This window comes from Arthrobacter sp. 05T45, assembly GCF_056395875.1.
In genome coordinates, this window is sequence record NZ_JBFTKI010000003.1 from 60,481 (window position 1) to 74,571 (window position 14,091).

At 68.3% G+C, this 14,091-nt stretch carries 15 protein-coding genes; 4 read left to right on the plus strand and 11 right to left on the minus strand.

The features are described 5' to 3' along the window. Positions 1 to 4: 4 nt before the first annotated feature. Positions 5 to 898: a helix-turn-helix transcriptional regulator gene (locus tag AC1DGD_RS04820; RefSeq protein WP_476849959.1), complete on the minus strand. Its 894-nt coding sequence runs from the start codon at positions 896 to 898 to the stop codon at positions 5 to 7. 144 nt (positions 899 to 1,042) lie between these two features. Here AC1DGD_RS04820 and AC1DGD_RS04825 point away from each other — a divergent pair, with 144 nt between their 5' ends. Together AC1DGD_RS04825 and AC1DGD_RS04830 are read left to right on the plus strand one after the other, a co-directional pair. Beyond that, positions 1,043 to 2,086 (plus strand): NAD(P)-dependent alcohol dehydrogenase, encoded by a 1,044-nt coding sequence (locus AC1DGD_RS04825; RefSeq protein WP_476849958.1) that lies wholly within the window; start codon positions 1,043 to 1,045, stop codon positions 2,084 to 2,086. A gap of 87 nt (positions 2,087 to 2,173) precedes the next feature. Further along, the gene (locus tag AC1DGD_RS04830; RefSeq protein WP_476856078.1) at positions 2,174 to 2,581 is read left to right on the plus strand and encodes a (R)-mandelonitrile lyase; all 408 of its coding nucleotides are present in this window, start codon (positions 2,174 to 2,176) and stop codon (positions 2,579 to 2,581) included. 107 nt (positions 2,582 to 2,688) lie between these two features. Here the strand turns inward: AC1DGD_RS04830 and AC1DGD_RS04835 are convergent, their stop codons facing one another. Next, the gene (locus AC1DGD_RS04835; protein WP_028275942.1) at positions 2,689 to 3,009 is read right to left on the minus strand and encodes a GYD domain-containing protein; all 321 of its coding nucleotides are present in this window, start codon (positions 3,007 to 3,009) and stop codon (positions 2,689 to 2,691) included. A 228-nt stretch (positions 3,010 to 3,237) separates the two neighbouring features. Between AC1DGD_RS04835 and AC1DGD_RS04840 the strand changes: the two genes are divergently transcribed. Further along, complete coding sequence (locus tag AC1DGD_RS04840) at positions 3,238 to 3,567, plus strand: antibiotic biosynthesis monooxygenase family protein (RefSeq protein ID WP_028275943.1); 330 nt, start codon at positions 3,238 to 3,240, stop codon at positions 3,565 to 3,567. A 51-nt stretch (positions 3,568 to 3,618) separates the two neighbouring features. On the opposite strand, the gene AC1DGD_RS04845 is transcribed toward AC1DGD_RS04840, so the two are convergent. Together AC1DGD_RS04845 and AC1DGD_RS04850 are read right to left on the minus strand one after the other, a co-directional pair. Next, positions 3,619 to 4,221, minus strand: coding sequence for a DUF6919 domain-containing protein (locus AC1DGD_RS04845; protein ID WP_476856079.1), 603 nt, complete (start codon positions 4,219 to 4,221; stop codon positions 3,619 to 3,621). Then, positions 4,222 to 4,797, minus strand: a complete 576-nt coding sequence (locus AC1DGD_RS04850; RefSeq protein WP_476856080.1) for an SRPBCC family protein — start codon at positions 4,795 to 4,797, stop codon at positions 4,222 to 4,224. A 283-nt stretch (positions 4,798 to 5,080) separates the two neighbouring features. On the opposite strand from AC1DGD_RS04850, the gene AC1DGD_RS04855 reads away from it, so the two are divergent. Then, positions 5,081 to 6,064: an ABC transporter substrate-binding protein gene (locus AC1DGD_RS04855; protein ID WP_476856081.1), complete on the plus strand. Its 984-nt coding sequence runs from the start codon at positions 5,081 to 5,083 to the stop codon at positions 6,062 to 6,064. Between the two features lie 170 nt (positions 6,065 to 6,234). Here AC1DGD_RS04855 and AC1DGD_RS04860 read toward each other — a convergent pair whose 3' ends face one another. The 7 genes from AC1DGD_RS04860 to AC1DGD_RS04890 are packed head-to-tail and all read right to left on the minus strand — an operon-like array spanning position 6,235 to position 13,903. Then, positions 6,235 to 7,680 carry an NtaA/DmoA family FMN-dependent monooxygenase gene (locus AC1DGD_RS04860; RefSeq protein ID WP_476856082.1) on the minus strand — a complete coding sequence of 482 codons (1,446 nt, stop codon included), beginning with the start codon at positions 7,678 to 7,680 and terminating at the stop codon, positions 6,235 to 6,237. A 10-nt stretch (positions 7,681 to 7,690) separates the two neighbouring features. Then, positions 7,691 to 8,851, minus strand: coding sequence for an LLM class flavin-dependent oxidoreductase (locus AC1DGD_RS04865; RefSeq protein ID WP_476856083.1), 1,161 nt, complete (start codon positions 8,849 to 8,851; stop codon positions 7,691 to 7,693). Continuing rightward, positions 8,848 to 9,735: a DUF1684 domain-containing protein gene (locus AC1DGD_RS04870; RefSeq protein WP_476856084.1), complete on the minus strand. Its 888-nt coding sequence runs from the start codon at positions 9,733 to 9,735 to the stop codon at positions 8,848 to 8,850. The genes AC1DGD_RS04865 and AC1DGD_RS04870 overlap by 4 nt, the downstream gene beginning before the upstream one ends. Then, entirely contained in the window at positions 9,719 to 10,879 is a 1,161-nt protein-coding gene (locus AC1DGD_RS04875) for an LLM class flavin-dependent oxidoreductase (RefSeq protein ID WP_476856085.1), read from the minus strand. The genes AC1DGD_RS04870 and AC1DGD_RS04875 overlap by 17 nt, the downstream gene beginning before the upstream one ends. Further along, on the minus strand, positions 10,876 to 11,940 hold the full coding sequence (locus tag AC1DGD_RS04880; protein ID WP_476856086.1) for an ABC transporter substrate-binding protein: 1,065 nt from the start codon (positions 11,938 to 11,940) through the stop codon (positions 10,876 to 10,878). The genes AC1DGD_RS04875 and AC1DGD_RS04880 overlap by 4 nt, the downstream gene beginning before the upstream one ends. A gap of 8 nt (positions 11,941 to 11,948) precedes the next feature. Beyond that, positions 11,949 to 12,809 carry an amino acid ABC transporter ATP-binding protein gene (locus AC1DGD_RS04885; protein ID WP_476849947.1) on the minus strand — a complete coding sequence of 287 codons (861 nt, stop codon included), beginning with the start codon at positions 12,807 to 12,809 and terminating at the stop codon, positions 11,949 to 11,951. Beyond that, positions 12,806 to 13,903: an amino acid ABC transporter permease gene (locus AC1DGD_RS04890; RefSeq protein WP_476856087.1), complete on the minus strand. Its 1,098-nt coding sequence runs from the start codon at positions 13,901 to 13,903 to the stop codon at positions 12,806 to 12,808. The genes AC1DGD_RS04885 and AC1DGD_RS04890 overlap by 4 nt, the downstream gene beginning before the upstream one ends. Between the last annotated feature and the right edge of the window lie 188 nt (positions 13,904 to 14,091).

Genomic DNA, 14,091 nt, shown 5'->3' on the forward strand with positions numbered 1-14,091 from the left:
CCGGTTAGGCCTTGTCCACCGTAAAAGCCGCCCCGGCCTCCTTGACTTGCTGGTTGGTCGCGGCCCAGCTGGCCAGCAGCCGCAGCGCATCTTCCGACGCGGAGCCGGGCTCGGCGTTGTAGACCAGCAGGGACAGCCCGGCGTCGGCGGAGACGTCCATTGCCTCGTACATCAGGTGGAGATCCCCGACCACCGGGTGGTGCAAGTGCTTGAGCCCGGTGTAGTGCTGGCGCACGTTATGCGCCGCCCACAAGGTGCGGAATTCCTCGCTCCGCGTCGATAGTTCCCCGACCAGGTCGGTCAGCCCGCGGTCGTAGGGGTCCCGGCCGGCCTCGGTGCGCAGGATCGCGACGGTGTCGCTCGCCGCACGGCCCCAGTCCGGGTAGAAGCTGCGCGATCGTGCGTCCAGGAAGATGAACCGGGCATGGTTGGCCGGGCGGGCCGGACCCGCGTACATGTCCGAATACAGGGCATGGCCCAGCGGGTTGGCCGCAAGGATGTCCATGCGTCCGTTCCGCACAAAGGCGGGCGCGTTGGCGATGGCGTTCAGCGTCAGCTGAACGCTGCGCCGGACGGACTCCGCGGGACGGGGACGACGGCGGGTCCGGCTGCCCGGGGCCGCTGCCCGGGCCAGATCGAAGAGGTGGGCCCGTTCGGCGTCGTCGAGTTGCAGGGCCCTGGCCACAGCGTCCAGCACCCCCTCCGAAACGCCGGACAGGTTTCCCCGCTCCAGCCTCGTGTAGTACTCGACGCTGACGCCGGCCAGCATGGCGACTTCCCCGCGGCGGAGTCCGGGGACCCGGCGTTTCGCGCCGTAGATCGGCAATCCCGACTCTTCGGGGGTGATCTTGGCCCGGCGCGAGGCAAGGAACTCGCGGGTCGCCTCTCGATTATCCATGCCATCAACGTTAGGCCTTTGGGCTCTCTGAGGGAGGCCCTGCCAGTACCCCTATCAGCAGGGACTCCCTCACGGCTGCGTTACCGGGTTTGATGGATGGTGTTCCGTTGAACAACCCCCAACGATCAACAAGCAGGAGATTCATTGCCTACCGTCAACGCTTACGCATCACCGTCCGCGACCGAGCCGCTCGCCCTCACCACCATCGAGCGCCGCGACGTTGGACCGCACGATGTCCTGATCGAGATCAAGTACGCCGGGATCTGCCATTCCGATATCCACACTGTCCGCGGCGACTGGGGCCCGCAGACCTATCCGCTGGTTCCCGGCCATGAAATTGCCGGCATTGTCACCGAGGTGGGCACGGCCGTGACCAAGCACGCCGTCGGTGACCGGGTCGGCGTCGGCTGCATGGTCAACTCCTGCGGCGAGTGCGTCAACTGCCAGGCCGGCGAGGAGCAATACTGCCTCGCCGGGAACACCGGCACCTATGGCGCCGTCGACCGTGACGGCACCATCACCCAGGGCGGCTACTCCACCCACGTCGTTGTGACCGAAGATTTCGTGGTCACCATTCCCGAGGGCATCGAGCTCGACGTCGCCGCGCCGCTGCTGTGCGCCGGCATCACCACCTACTCGCCGCTGAACCACTGGGGCGCGGGTCCCGGCAAGAAGGTCGCGATCGTCGGACTCGGCGGACTCGGCCACATGGCGGTCAAGATCGCCCACGCCATGGGCGCCGAGGTCACGGTCCTGTCGCAGTCGCTGAAGAAGCAGGAAGACGGGCTGAAGCTGGGCGCGGACCATTACTACGCCACGAGCGACGAGAACACTTTCACGGACCTTGCCGGCACTTTTGACCTGATCATCAACACGGTCAGTGCCGCGATCGACATCAGCTCCTACCTGCAGCTGCTGACCCTCGACGGCGCACTGGTCAACGTCGGCGCCCCCGCGGAACCGCTCCCGGTGAACGCGTTCGCCCTGATCATGGGCCGCCGTTCCTTCGCCGGCTCGATGATCGGCGGCATCCGGGAAACCCAGGAAATGCTCAACTTCTGCGCCGAGCACGGCCTGGGCGCCGAAATCGAGGTCATCCCGGCCGCGAAGATCAACGACGCCTACGAGCGCGTCCTGGCCTCCGACGTCCGCTACCGCTTCGTGATCGACACCGCGACCCTGAACTAGGACGCAGCAGCGCACGAAGAACCCCGGGAGTGGGCGGACGCGGCCTCCGGTCGCGCCCGCCACCCGACAAAAACACCCTGTGAGGAAATGACAGTGGAAATCCAAGCCAGGAAGCCAAGCGTCAAGGGACCGGCGCAGATGTTCACCGGCGACGTCTGGTTTGACGTCGTCGCGGCCCCGCAGCCCGAACCGTCCCGCATGCGCGTCAACGCGGTGCACTTTGCCCCGTGCGCCCGCACGGCCTGGCACTCGCACGCCGTCGGACAGACCCTGCACGTCACCGAAGGTGTCGGCCTGGTCCAGGCCCGCGGCGGCGAAGTGACCGAAATCCGCCCCGGCGACACGATCTACACGCCGCCGGGCGAATGGCACTGGCACGGGGCCGCGCCGGACCATTTCATGACCCACCTCGCGATGTGGGAAGCGCCAGCAGAGGGCGCGGAGTCCGAGTGGGGTGACCTCGTGACCGACGAGGAATACAACGGTGCCAAGTAGCACGACCGCCAGGCAGTTAGCGCGGCTGCGCTAAAACATCCGGCGCTGCCGGTGCGGGGCCAGCCCGGGGGACTGGCCCCGCACCGGCACGCCGGGCACCGTGTGGGCTATTGCCCGGGGGCCCGGTACGACGGCGTCTTCTTGGCTGCCGCGTCGAGATCCTCTGCTGACATGAGCGGTTTCATGTGCAGGTTCACGGCGCCGGTGGAATTGATCATCAGTGACAGGGCGACGGCGTCGGCCTGGTCGGGGATATCGAAGACTCCGACGACGTCGGTCTCCCCGAAAGCGTAGTAGAAGCTTTCCAGCGAGCCGTCCACCGATTTGAGGGCTTCGACAACGGCATCACGCCGTTTGGTGCCGCCCTCACGCATGAGTCCCTTGATTCCGTCGCCGACGTAGTTCGCTTCGAACAGATATTTGCTCATCGTTTTTCCTATCCTGTGTTCGCCCGGGACATCGGCATCCGAACGTGTGCCCGCTCCCAACGATGGAAGGTCCGAGGCTGGCCCCAGAGTGGGGGTCTGCCCACATGCTAGGCCTTCCACTTCACCCTTACAACGGTTCATTTGCGGCCACAACCGGGCTCCGGGCGGTCCGGCACTACCGCCGGCCGGAGGACAGGAACATAATCGGCGTATCAACCCGTACGGACAATGGAGGCGATCGACGTGTCTGTTTATACGCTCGGAATCTGGCTGGTGCATCCCGGCCGCGAGAACGATTTTGTGCAGGCCTGGCGGGATCTGGCCAGGAAGACGAAGGAAGACTTTCCCAACGCCAAAGCCGTGCTGATGCACGATCGCGACGTCAAGAACAGATTCATCAGCACCGGCCCGTGGGAGTCCCTGGAACAGATTGAACAGTGGCGGGATTCTGCCCTGTTCAAGCAGGGCCTCGAGGCAATGAAGGACATGCTGGAGCATTTCGAGGCGCGCACCCTGGACGAGGCCGCGAGCATCGGGTGGGATGCGACCGATATGTGAATTTACCGGGAACCGGGTCGCCGCCGGCAGCGCGGCGCGCGTTCCCGCCGGCTAAGCGGCCTGCAGCGCCTCGAATACGGCGGCCAACAGGACATCGTTCCGGCCCCAGACGGGGTCGAAGATTTCCACGTACCAGGCATCCGCCAGGACCAGGGCCAAGGTCTCGTTGGTCTCGGCTGCCCAGTCCCTGAGCTGGCCCTCCCCAACGGGCCCCTCGCTGCTGCCGAGCAAGGTCGCGACGTCGTCGTCCTGTACGGTCACCGGGATGGAGACGCTGCTCGCCTCGCCGGGGTCGTGGACGACCGTCACCAGGCCGGTCCGTGCGGACAGGGCCAGGAGTGCCGTCGCCGCCTCCGGGCCGCAGAAGGCCGTCACGTAGGCGCGCTGCGCGAGGCCCCCGGCCTGAACGCCCGGCTGCGATTCCTTGGTGAAGAGCCCGTTGCGGTTTAGCCGGGCGAGCTCTCCGGCGATGGCCGCGGTCTCCTCGTCGAACCCGGGCGCGAAGACTCCCGGCTGGTATTGGCTGTTGCCGTCCAGCCAACGGGCGGTCAGTTCGCCGGCCGCCGGGATCGTGGAGGCCTGCCGCCAGACTTCGCGGTCCGCGAGAAGCCGGCCGAAGCTGTCCCGTTCCGTCGTGAACCTGGCCTCTGACATTTAGGCCTCCTGTGCTGTGGGGTGCGGGGTGGACTGCGCCGTGAGATGTGGGGTGGGGTGCGGGGTGGACTGCGCCGTGAGATGTGGGGTGGGGTGCGTCTGCGGGGCGTGGTGCTGCAGGAGGACGGACAACCGTTCGCAGCTGATCCGCAACGCGTCCAGTTCACGCCGGCTGTAGTCCTCGATGATCGCACGGATCCGCTCGGTGAGGTGCTCGTCGTCGACCTCGAACTCATGGTTCAGCGTGACCACGGAGAGCCCGTCCGCCGGCAGGATCGCCCAGTCGCCGCCGAGCTCCCGGAACGGGGGCTCGAGGTCCAGCTGGTGGAACTGGGCGCGGTGGCTGGCGGTGTCAAAGACGCGCCAGCAGTGGCTTGAACTGAGTGAGCCGTTGGACACCACGGACGTGCGCAGCTCGTGGCCGGCGTCGTCGCCGCTGACGCGCTCGGAGTACACCGTCAGGCCCTCGAGGTAGGGCCAGTGTGAGGCGTCGCGCAGCATGCTGAAGACAAGGTCCGCCGGGGCGTTGATGCCGAGCCGGTGCGTGGTCCGGTGCGTTTGCTGGTGCGTGCTCACTGACAAGTTCACCCCTCCTGTGTCGTGCTGTCACCTTGCAGGTCTTCTATGCAGGCTAGGCCAGTTGCGGCCTGCCGTGAACAATTCCGTCCCGTCGCGTCACGCAGGGCAATCTTCGGTAACACAGGGCGTCCGCAGGCAGCGTCCGCGGACGCCGGATGAACGGGTATTACCGCCTGTATCCCTTGGTTTCACCCGGTTTCACGGCGCTTTGACCGGCTCTCCCGGGCCCCGGATAGTTGCTGGCACCAGCACCATTTCAGTCCACTCTCAAGGGGAGAACATGTCCAGTCTTTCGTTTAAATCAGGCGCCGCGGTCGCGTTGGCGGCCACCACTGTCCTGGGTCTGGCGGCCTGCTCCGATCCCGGCGCCGCCGCTGCCGGCGGCCCGTCGGCAGCGGCGTCGTCGTCCACCGGGGTGAAGCAGTTCAACCTCTCGCCGCAGCAGGACCGCGTCAAGGCCACGGTGGATGCCGCGGCCGCCGCACTCGTCCCGGAAGCCATTAAGAAGGACGGGAAGCTGACCGTGGCGGTGAGCCCGTTTGCTGCGCCGCTGGCCGTTTACGCCACCGACAACAAGACCCCGGTGGGCAACGAGGTGGATATCGCCGTCGCTCTGGCCGAGTCCCTGGGCCTGGAGGCAGACATTGTCCCGACGGCCTGGGCCGACTGGCCGCTCGGCGTCGATTCCGGCAAGTACGAGGCTGTGCTCTCCAATGTCACCGTCACGGAGGAGCGCAAGCTCAAGTTCGACTTCGCCAGCTACCGTGAGGACAAGCTCGGCTTCTACGCCAAGGCGGACAGCAGCGTTACCAAGGTCGAATCGGCCCCGGACGTCGCCGGCAAGCGCGTGATCGTCGGTTCCGGCACCAACCAGGAGGCAATCCTGCTGCGCTGGGATGAGGAGAACAAGAAAAACGGCCTCAAGCCCGTGGAGTTCCAGTATTACGACGACGACTCCGCCTCCCAGCTCGCCATCCAGTCCGGACGGGCGGACCTCACGTTCGGCCCCAACGCCACGGCGGCCTACAAGGCGGCATCCGACGCCAAGACAAAGCTCGTGGGCCTGGTCGACGGCGGCTGGCCGCTGAAGGCCAGCATCGCCGTCACCACCAAGAAGGACAACGGGTTTGCCGCAGCGGCCCAGGCCGGACTGAACCATCTGATCCAGGACGGAAGCTACGCCAAGATCCTGGACCGCTGGGGGTTGTCCGCGGAAGCCGTCGCGAAGTCGGAGCTGAACCCGGCGGGCCTGCCGAAGAAGTAGCCCGCCCTAAATCCAACGCGGGGTCACATCGCGCCCATCCCGGAGAGGATTATGGGCGCGATGTGACCCCGCGTTGGTTGTCTGAACGGTGCCGAAAGCCAACGAATCCCCGCCGGGAACGTCTCCGGCGGGGATTCGTTGTGCCTGCGTGGTGACCCAGCGGAGATCGTCTAGGCCTGTGCCGTGACCGAACCTGAATCGATGCCGGCCTCGACGCTGGCACCTGTGCGCACCGGGGTGGCCAGGCCGAGGTTCTCCCGCAGCGTGCTGCCCGCGTACTCGGTGGGGTACACGCCGCGCTCCTGCAGTTCCGGCACGAGGTGGTTGACGATGTCGTCGAGGCCGGACGGGATGAGCCACGGCGAGATGTTGAAGCCGTCGACGGCACCGGTCCGGGCATACTCGCTGAGCCGGTCCGCGACCTCGGTGTACGAGCCGGTGAAGGTGGAGTCGCCCCGGCTGGTCTTGGCCGAGACGAATTGGCGGATGGACAGGCCCTTCTCCGTGGCCTCGGCCCGCCACTGGTCGGCCAGCTGGCGTGCCTTGGCGCCGTGGAAGCCGCTGCCTCGCGTTTCGGAGGTTTCCTCCACCACGGGGTCGATGTCCGGCAGCGGGCCGTCGGGGTCGTAGCCCTGCAGTTCCCGGCCCCAGAACTGTTCGACGTACGCGATGGCCTGCTGCGGGCCGATCTGCAGACTGCGGACCCAGGCCTTCTTTTCGAGGGCCTCCCGCGGCGTGGCGGCGAGGATGAACTCGCTGGCTGGCATGATCTTCACGTCCTGGGCGCCGCGGCCGGCCCGGAGGGTGCGCTCCACGATGTCGCGGCGGAACTCCAGGGCGTCATCGAGCTGCGGGTGCGCGGAAAAGATGACGTCCGCCTGCCGGGCGGCGAAGTCCCTGCCCTCGGGCGAATCCCCGGCCTGGAACAGCACCGGCCGGTACTGGGCGCTGCGCGGCAACCGCGGGGTGACGTCGACGGTGTAGTGCCGGCCGGTGTGGCGCACCCGCCGGACCGCGCCCTCCGCCGACCACCGCTCGGCGGAGGCTGAGCCCGCGACGGCGCCGTCGTCCCACGCGTCCCAGATCCGCTTGGCGGTTTCCACGAAGGCCTCGGCGTGGGTGTACCGGTCGGCGTGGTCCAGGTAACCGCCGCGCCGGAAGTTGGCGCCGGTCCAGGCGTTGTCCGTGGTGACGATGTTCCAGGCGGCGCGGCCACCGGACAGCAGATCCAGCGTGGAGAGCCGGTGCGCCAGGTCTGCGGGGTCGTTGTACGTGGTGTTCTGGGTTGCGACCAGCCCGATGTTGGTGGTCACCGCGGCCAAGGCGGCGAGGGCGGTCTGCGCGTCGGGACGGCCGGCGACGTCGAGCGCGTGCGGGCGGCCAAGATGCTCGCGCAGCCGCAGGCCTTCGCCGAGGAAGAACGCCGCGAACAGGCCGCGCTCGGCGGTTTGGGCGATGCGCCGGAATGATTCGAAGTCGGTCTGGGAGCCGGACTCGGCCGCCTTCCAGACGGTTCCGGAGTTGACGCCCTGGAAGAACACGCCCAGCTGGAGCTGACCAGAGGGGATGAACCCGGACGCGGTGAATTCAGCGGCGGGGTGGGTGCTGTGGCTCATGGTGGGCTCCTTAGTTTTCCGCGCCGGGGGCGCTGCATGCAGCGGCGTAGCGGCTGGCTGGCCGTGCCAGCCCCAGCTGATCGCGGAATGTGGCGTCCGGGCTGGTGGGGGCGAGGACCCCGCGCCGGCGCAGTTCGGGCAGCACCAGCCGCGTCAGTTCCTCAAGATCCGTGTCCAGCACGGCGGGGTGCAGGCGGACCCCTTCGGCCCAGGCCAGCACCTCGGTGAGCAGATCGGCAAGCCCGGCCGCCGAGCCGATGAACTGTGCGCGCGGGCTCTGCCACGGGGTGTGGCCGTTCAGCCCGGCCAGCCGCTGGGCGGCGGCCTGGCCGCGGGAGTCCAGCACGACGTCGAGCTCGGCGATCAGCGCAGGACCGTTGCCGCCGGCGGCGAGGCCTGCACGCGTCGCCGCGAGCTCGGCGGCCAGGAGCCCGGGCGTCGGGGCCGAGACCAGGAGCGCGTCGGCTGCCCCGGCCGCGACGGCCTCCGCGGTGAGGAGCCCGGCCGGGGCCAGTACGGGCAGCTGGCCCTGCGGCGGCCGCGGAATGATCGACGGACCCTTGACGGAATAGCTGCCGTTCTCGACGTCGATGTAGTGCAGCTTGTCGACGTCGAGGTAGCGCCCGGTGGGGACGTCGCGGATCACGGCGTTGTCCTCCCAGGAGTCCCAGAGCCTGCGGCCGACCTCGATCGCATCGGCGGCCTCGCGGGAGAGCCGGTCCCCGCGCAGGGTGTCGCGTCCGACGGCGGCGGCATCGGCCGCGCTTGATGAAGCGGATACCAGCCAGCCGGCCCGTCCGCCGGAGACGTAGTCGAGGCTGGCGAGCTGGGTGGAGATGTGGAACGGCTCGGTGTAGGCGGTGTCCACTTCCGGAATCAGTGCGAGGGAGCGGGTCACGGGGCCGGCGAACGCGGCGCGCTGCAGGGCGTTGAGCCGGGCCGCGGCGTCCGGGTGCCCGGGGGCCGGCAGGCCGGGGTCGGAAAACGTCGCCGCGTGGAATCCGGCGGACTCGGCGGCGAGCACGGCGCCGCGGAGGTGTTCCGGGCCCAGCACGGACGCGGGTGCTGTGCGGGAAACCCGCCACGCGGCCGGGTGGCTGCCGGCGCCGTCGAGCTCCAGCAGGAGCAGGCCGAGTTCGCGGGGCCCGTTCTTGGCGGGATGGGTGCTCATGATGCGTCCTGTCGTTCGTAGGGGATCTGTTCGCCGGCCTCGATGGCCACCGGCAGGCGGTTCTCGGCCGGCGGCAGCGGGCACGTGGCGAGGTCTGTGTAGGCGCACGGCAGGTTCACCGCCCGGTTGAAGTCGAGCCAGACCGTGCCGTGGGCGCCCGGAGCCGCCACGGTGAGCGAGCGGTTGGCCGCGTAGGTGCTCTTGCCCGAGGTCGCGTCAGTGAAGAGGACAGACAGCGTGCCCGGCGTGTGGCCGTTGAATGCGGTGAGGCTCAGGTCCTTGCCGCGGAGCCGGAAGTGGATTTCCCCCGGGGCCTCGTAGACGTGGTGGATTCCTTCGACCGCCGCGCCCACGGTGGTGGGCCGCGGTTCGGCGAACGGGACGAATATTCCTGAAATGGCATATTCAGGGGTGGGGGCGTAGGCGGGCGTCCCGCGGTAGCCGGTGAGCAGGGGGTTCAGGGGATGCCGCGGCCGCACGACATAGCGGCCGCCGCGCTTGGCGAGCTCGATCACGGTATGGCCGGCGCCGGCATCCTCCACCCGCAGGTTCAGGCCGTCGCGCTCGGGAATCGGGCCGAGGAACACGGTAGCTCCGGTCCCGTCCGCGTTCAGTTCCTGCCCGTCGCGAAGGACGCGTTCGCCTGCCCCCAAAGCCAGGCGGACTGCGCCGTCCTCGACGCTCCACGTGCCCGGGGCGCCGTCCAGCCGGGCGGGTGAGGACTCGAGCCAGTGCAGGTGGGTGACGGCGAGGAAGCCGTGGAGGCTGGCGCGGTGGCGTTCGTGCGCGGCATGCCAGTCCGCCCAGGCGGCTTGGAATTCATTGTCGGGACGGCGGTCGGGACGAATGTCAGGACGGCCGTCGGTGTCAGTGGGCGTGGACATGGGAGCTCCTGTGGTGGGTGTGGTCGGCCGTGTCGCGGGCGGCGGCGTCGGTCTCAGTAGTGCCGGCGGATGCAGGCCGGCCGGCGTACGGGTCGCCGTCGGCCCAGAGCGTGGTGGGCGCTGCGGCGCGGACGGCCGGAATGATTTCCAGGGCGAAGCGCTCGAGGATTTCCAGCTGCCGGGCGAAGGGCAGTGTGGTGGGCAGCGAGATGGACTGCAGGTCGTGGCCGTAGAGCGCGTGGTAGCTGAGGATCTTGTCGATCACCTGCTCCGGGCTGCCCACCAGGGCCGGACCGTCGGCGACGGCGTGGTCCATGTCCCGGTAGGGGGAGTTGTTGCCGGGAACGTTCCGGCCGGTCGTGAAGGCCTCGTAGACCGGGCCGAACTGCCGCTTGGCCTCCTGCGTGGTGTCCGCGATGAACACCCCGCCCGCGCCCGATCCGGAGCCCAGGTACTGGTGCCGTGGATCGTGGCCGTGGCGTGCGTATTCCTCGCGGTAGTGGTCAATGAGCACCTTGTAGTTTTCCCGCGGCTGGATCGCGTTGGCAGTGAACAGCGGATCGCCCCACTGCGCCGCCAGCGCCGCCGAGGCCAGGCTGGTGGCGGAGCCGTGCCAGACCCGCGGCGCCCCGGCGAAGGGCCGCGGCGTCGTGGTGGTGGGCTCCGTCAGTGCGGCGCGGAACCTCCCGGACCACGTGACGTTTTCCTCGGTCCACAGCCGGCGGAGCAGGGCATATTTCTCCGCGAGGAGCTCCCACTGGTCCGCCAGGTCCAGGCCGAACAGCGGGTACTGCAGCACCTCATTGCCCTTGCCGATCACCAGTTCCAGCCGGCCGCGGCTGAGCTGGTCGATCGTGGCGTAGTCCTCGGCGACCCGCACCGGGTCCAGCACGGACAGCACCGTCACGCCGCTTTGCAGCCGGATCCTGGTGGTGACGGCGGCGATGGCGGCGAGCACGGTGGTGGGGGAGGAGGAGATGAACTCACCCGCGTGGCGTTCCCCGACGGAGAAGCTGTCGTAGCCGAGGCCCTCCGCCCGGCGCGCGGTCTCCACCACCTGGTTGAGCCGGTCCGCGGTGGAGACGATCTCGCCGGTGACCGGGTTCTTCAGGTGCGGGATGATGTCGAGGACCTGGAACCTCACTGTGTTTTCCCTGTCTGGGTTTTCCCTGCAGGGCCGGCGCCGAAGTTGCCCTCAGTGACGGTCGTGGACTCGGGAAGGGCTTCCTCGGAGAGTCCCCAGCGGTCCAGGACCTTGGCGTAGGAGCCGTCCTTGATGGCGGAGTTCAGGGCGTCCGTGATGGCCGGGGCCAGGCCGTTGCCCTTGAGCGTGGTGGCCGCGACCAGGGTCTCGGACGGCCAGCCGGCGTTGACCTTGCCCACCACCTTGAGGTCGTCGCGGGTGTTTTCCCGGTACGTGACGGACGGGTAGGGCGCGAGGTTCAGGTCGGTGCGGCCGGAGGACAGCGCCAGGATGGTGTCGGCGTCGGAGGAGTAGTACTGCAGCACCGCGGGCGCCTTGCCCTTGGCCTCGAGCTCTTTGTTCCAGGCGATCAGGATCTTCTCCTGGTTGGTGCCCGAGCCCACCGAGATCTTCAGCCCGGAGATGTCATCGGAGCCCTTGATGTTGTAACCGGAGCTCTTCTTCGCCTCGAAGCCCATGTACGCGGCGCGGTAGCTGGAGAAGTCGAAGAGCTTCACGCGGGCGGCGTTGATGCCCACATTGGAGAACACGGCCTCGAAGTCGCCGGACTGGGTCTTCAACGGCCAGTTCTCCCAGGAGGTCACCTGGACGTCCAGGTCCAGGCCCAGCTTGTCCGCGACCAGCTGGGCCAGGTCCACCTCCACGCCGATCGGGGTCTTGTCGTCCGTGGCGTGGAAGGACAGCGGAATCGCGCCCGCCGTCGTCGCGACGGTCAGCTTGCCGTCCTTGCCGATCAGCGCGGGGACCTTCGCGGCCAGGGATGCGTCCCTCTCGGCCCGGATCCGCTGCTGGTCCGGCGAGGTGTTGTAGACGACGCCGTTGCGCGCCGCCGTCGTCGCCGGCTGCCCGCCGGACGCGGCAGACGCGCCGGGATCCGCGCAGCCACTCAGGGCCACGGTGCCGGACAGGGTGCCGATGAGGACGACGGCGGGAAGCGCCGCACGCGTCCGCCGGGGACCAGTACGGGGGCGGGCGGTGCGGAGGGCGGAGCTGATTGCCATGGGGTTCCTTAGATGTTGAAAGCGGGTTCGATGACTTTGGAGAAGAAACTCCGGGTGCGAACTTCGCGCGGGTTGGTGAAAATTTCCTGGGGTGTGCCTTGCTCCACGATCTGGCCCTGGTCCATGAACACCACCGTGTCGGCGACGTCGCGGGCGAAGCCCATCTCATGCGTGACGATGATCAGCGTGGTGCCGGACTTGGCCAGCCCGCGGATGACGTCCAGGACCTCGTTGACCAGTTCCGGGTCCAGGGCCGACGTGGGCTCGTCGAAGAGCAGGATCTTCGGGTCCAGGGCAAGCGCCCGGGCGATCGCGACGCGCTGCTGCTGGCCGCCGGACAGCTGGCGCGGGTAGGCGCCGGCACGGTCCTTCAGGCCCACGCGGTCCAGCAGTTCCAGCCCGCGGTCGCGGGCCTCGGCCTTGGAGAGCCGGGGTTTTCCGGCCCGCGGCGCGACGATCGGTGCCTCGGTGACGTTTTCCAGCGCGGTCAGGTGCGGGAAGAGGTTGAAGTTCTGGAACACCATGCCGATCTCGGTGCGCTGCTTCAGGATGTCCTTTTCGCGCAACTCGTGGAGCCGGCGCCCGCGGACCTCGTAGCCCACCAGCGTGCCGTCGATCGCGATGAACCCGGCGTCGACCTTTTCGAGGTGGTTGATGGTGCGCAGGAGGGTGGATTTGCCGGATCCGGACGGTCCGACGATCACGGCGACACCCCCGGGCTCGACCGTCAGCGTGATGCCCTTGAGGACTTCCGCGGCGCCGAAGGACTTGCGGACCTTCGTGATCTCGACGAGGCCGCGGGTGGTTACGGCGTCCGTGGCAGCGGCCGCGGACGGGGTCTGGGTGGTCGTACGGAGTGCGGTGCTCATCGGGTGCCACTTTCCTGGTTCGATTCCCGGGCGGCGGGCGTATGGATGGCGAGGAATCTGCGGGCCTTCTGCAGCGGGGTCAGGGGCAGCGTGCGGACCGCGCCCTTGGAGTAGTGCCGCTCGATGTAGTACTGGAAGACGCTCAGGACCGAGGTGATGACGATGTACCAGAGCGTGGCCACGAGCAGCAGCGGCAGGACCTGCTGGGTGCGGTTGTAAATGACCTGGACGGTGTAGAACAGCTCGGAATAGGCCAGGACGTAGACGATCGAGGTGCCCTTGACGAGGCCGATCACCTCGTTGAAGGCGGTGGGCAGGATGGCCCGCATGGCCTGGGGCAGGACGATCCTGGTGGAACGCCGCCAGGCCGGGATGCCCAGGGCGGTTGCGGCCTCGAGCTGGCCCTGGTCCACGGACAGGATGCCGCCGCGGATGATCTCGGCGGAGTAGGCGGCCTGGTTCAGGGTCAGGCCGAGGACTGCCGCGGCGAACTGGCTGATCAGGGTGGTGGTCTGCGCCTCAAAGAAGCGCACGTCCGTGAAGGGGAGCCCCAGGCTGATTTTCTCGTAGAGGTAGCCCAGGTTGTACCAGAGCAGCATCTGCACCAGCAGCGGCGTAGACCGGAAAATCCAGGAGAACGTCCAGGAGACGGAGACCAGCAGGGGCGACGCGGACAGCCGCATCAGCGCCAGGATGAACCCCAGGATGAAGCCGAGCGCCCCGGAGATCGCCGTCAGTTTCAGGGTCTCCAGCAGGCCGTTCACGATCGACTGCGCGGTGAACCACTGCGCCACCACGCCCCACTCCCAGCGCGGGTTGGTGGCCAGCGACCAGGCAATGCCGGCCACGCCCACGGCGACGACGGCGGTGCCCACCCAGCGCCACGGATGGCGGGCCGGGACCAGCCGGTAGTCGGCGTAGTCGGTTGCGGCCTTGCGGCCCACCGAACCGGAGCCGACAGTTCCGGCCGGTGCGCGCTCGCCGGCGGGTACGGGTCCTGCGGGCCGGACCTCCGCGGTCTCGGGTGCGGATTCGATGCCGGCGGACGCCGGCTCCGGGGCGGACTGTGCCACCGGGGTTGCTGTTGAACTCATGCGCCACCTCGCTTCTTCCAGTTGCTGTGGGGGTAGTTGGCTGCCAATCTAGGGCCGTGCGAAAACGCGCGGCAAGGCGGCAGGTTGCATACGTTCACGCAGGTTCGCACGGCGTCACACGACGAATTCTTGCCTCGATTTACGTCGCGTTACGCGGGGTGAACGGCCGTGACCGGCGCCTCGACCGG

What these genes read in the sequence shown, in the direction of transcription:
- AC1DGD_RS04820 (WP_476849959.1), bottom strand. Translation starts at nt 898, where the DNA reads ATGGATAATCGAGAGGCGACCCGCGAGTTCCTTGCCTCGCGCCGGGCC.
- AC1DGD_RS04830 (WP_476856078.1), top strand. Translation starts at nt 2,174, where the DNA reads ATGACAGTGGAAATCCAAGCCAGGAAGCCAAGCGTCAAGGGACCGGCG.
- AC1DGD_RS04835 (WP_028275942.1), bottom strand. Translation starts at nt 3,009, where the DNA reads ATGAGCAAATATCTGTTCGAAGCGAACTACGTCGGCGACGGAATCAAG.
- AC1DGD_RS04840 (WP_028275943.1), top strand. Translation starts at nt 3,238, where the DNA reads ATGGAGGCGATCGACGTGTCTGTTTATACGCTCGGAATCTGGCTGGTG.
- AC1DGD_RS04845 (WP_476856079.1), bottom strand. Translation starts at nt 4,221, where the DNA reads ATGTCAGAGGCCAGGTTCACGACGGAACGGGACAGCTTCGGCCGGCTT.
- AC1DGD_RS04855 (WP_476856081.1), top strand. Translation starts at nt 5,081, where the DNA reads ATGTCCAGTCTTTCGTTTAAATCAGGCGCCGCGGTCGCGTTGGCGGCC.
- AC1DGD_RS04860 (WP_476856082.1), bottom strand. Translation starts at nt 7,680, where the DNA reads ATGAGCCACAGCACCCACCCCGCCGCTGAATTCACCGCGTCCGGGTTC.
- AC1DGD_RS04865 (WP_476856083.1), bottom strand. Translation starts at nt 8,851, where the DNA reads ATGAGCACCCATCCCGCCAAGAACGGGCCCCGCGAACTCGGCCTGCTC.
- AC1DGD_RS04870 (WP_476856084.1), bottom strand. Translation starts at nt 9,735, where the DNA reads ATGTCCACGCCCACTGACACCGACGGCCGTCCTGACATTCGTCCCGAC.
- AC1DGD_RS04880 (WP_476856086.1), bottom strand. Translation starts at nt 11,940, where the DNA reads ATGGCAATCAGCTCCGCCCTCCGCACCGCCCGCCCCCGTACTGGTCCC.
- AC1DGD_RS04885 (WP_476849947.1), bottom strand. Translation starts at nt 12,809, where the DNA reads ATGAGCACCGCACTCCGTACGACCACCCAGACCCCGTCCGCGGCCGCT.
- AC1DGD_RS04890 (WP_476856087.1), bottom strand. Translation starts at nt 13,903, where the DNA reads ATGAGTTCAACAGCAACCCCGGTGGCACAGTCCGCCCCGGAGCCGGCG.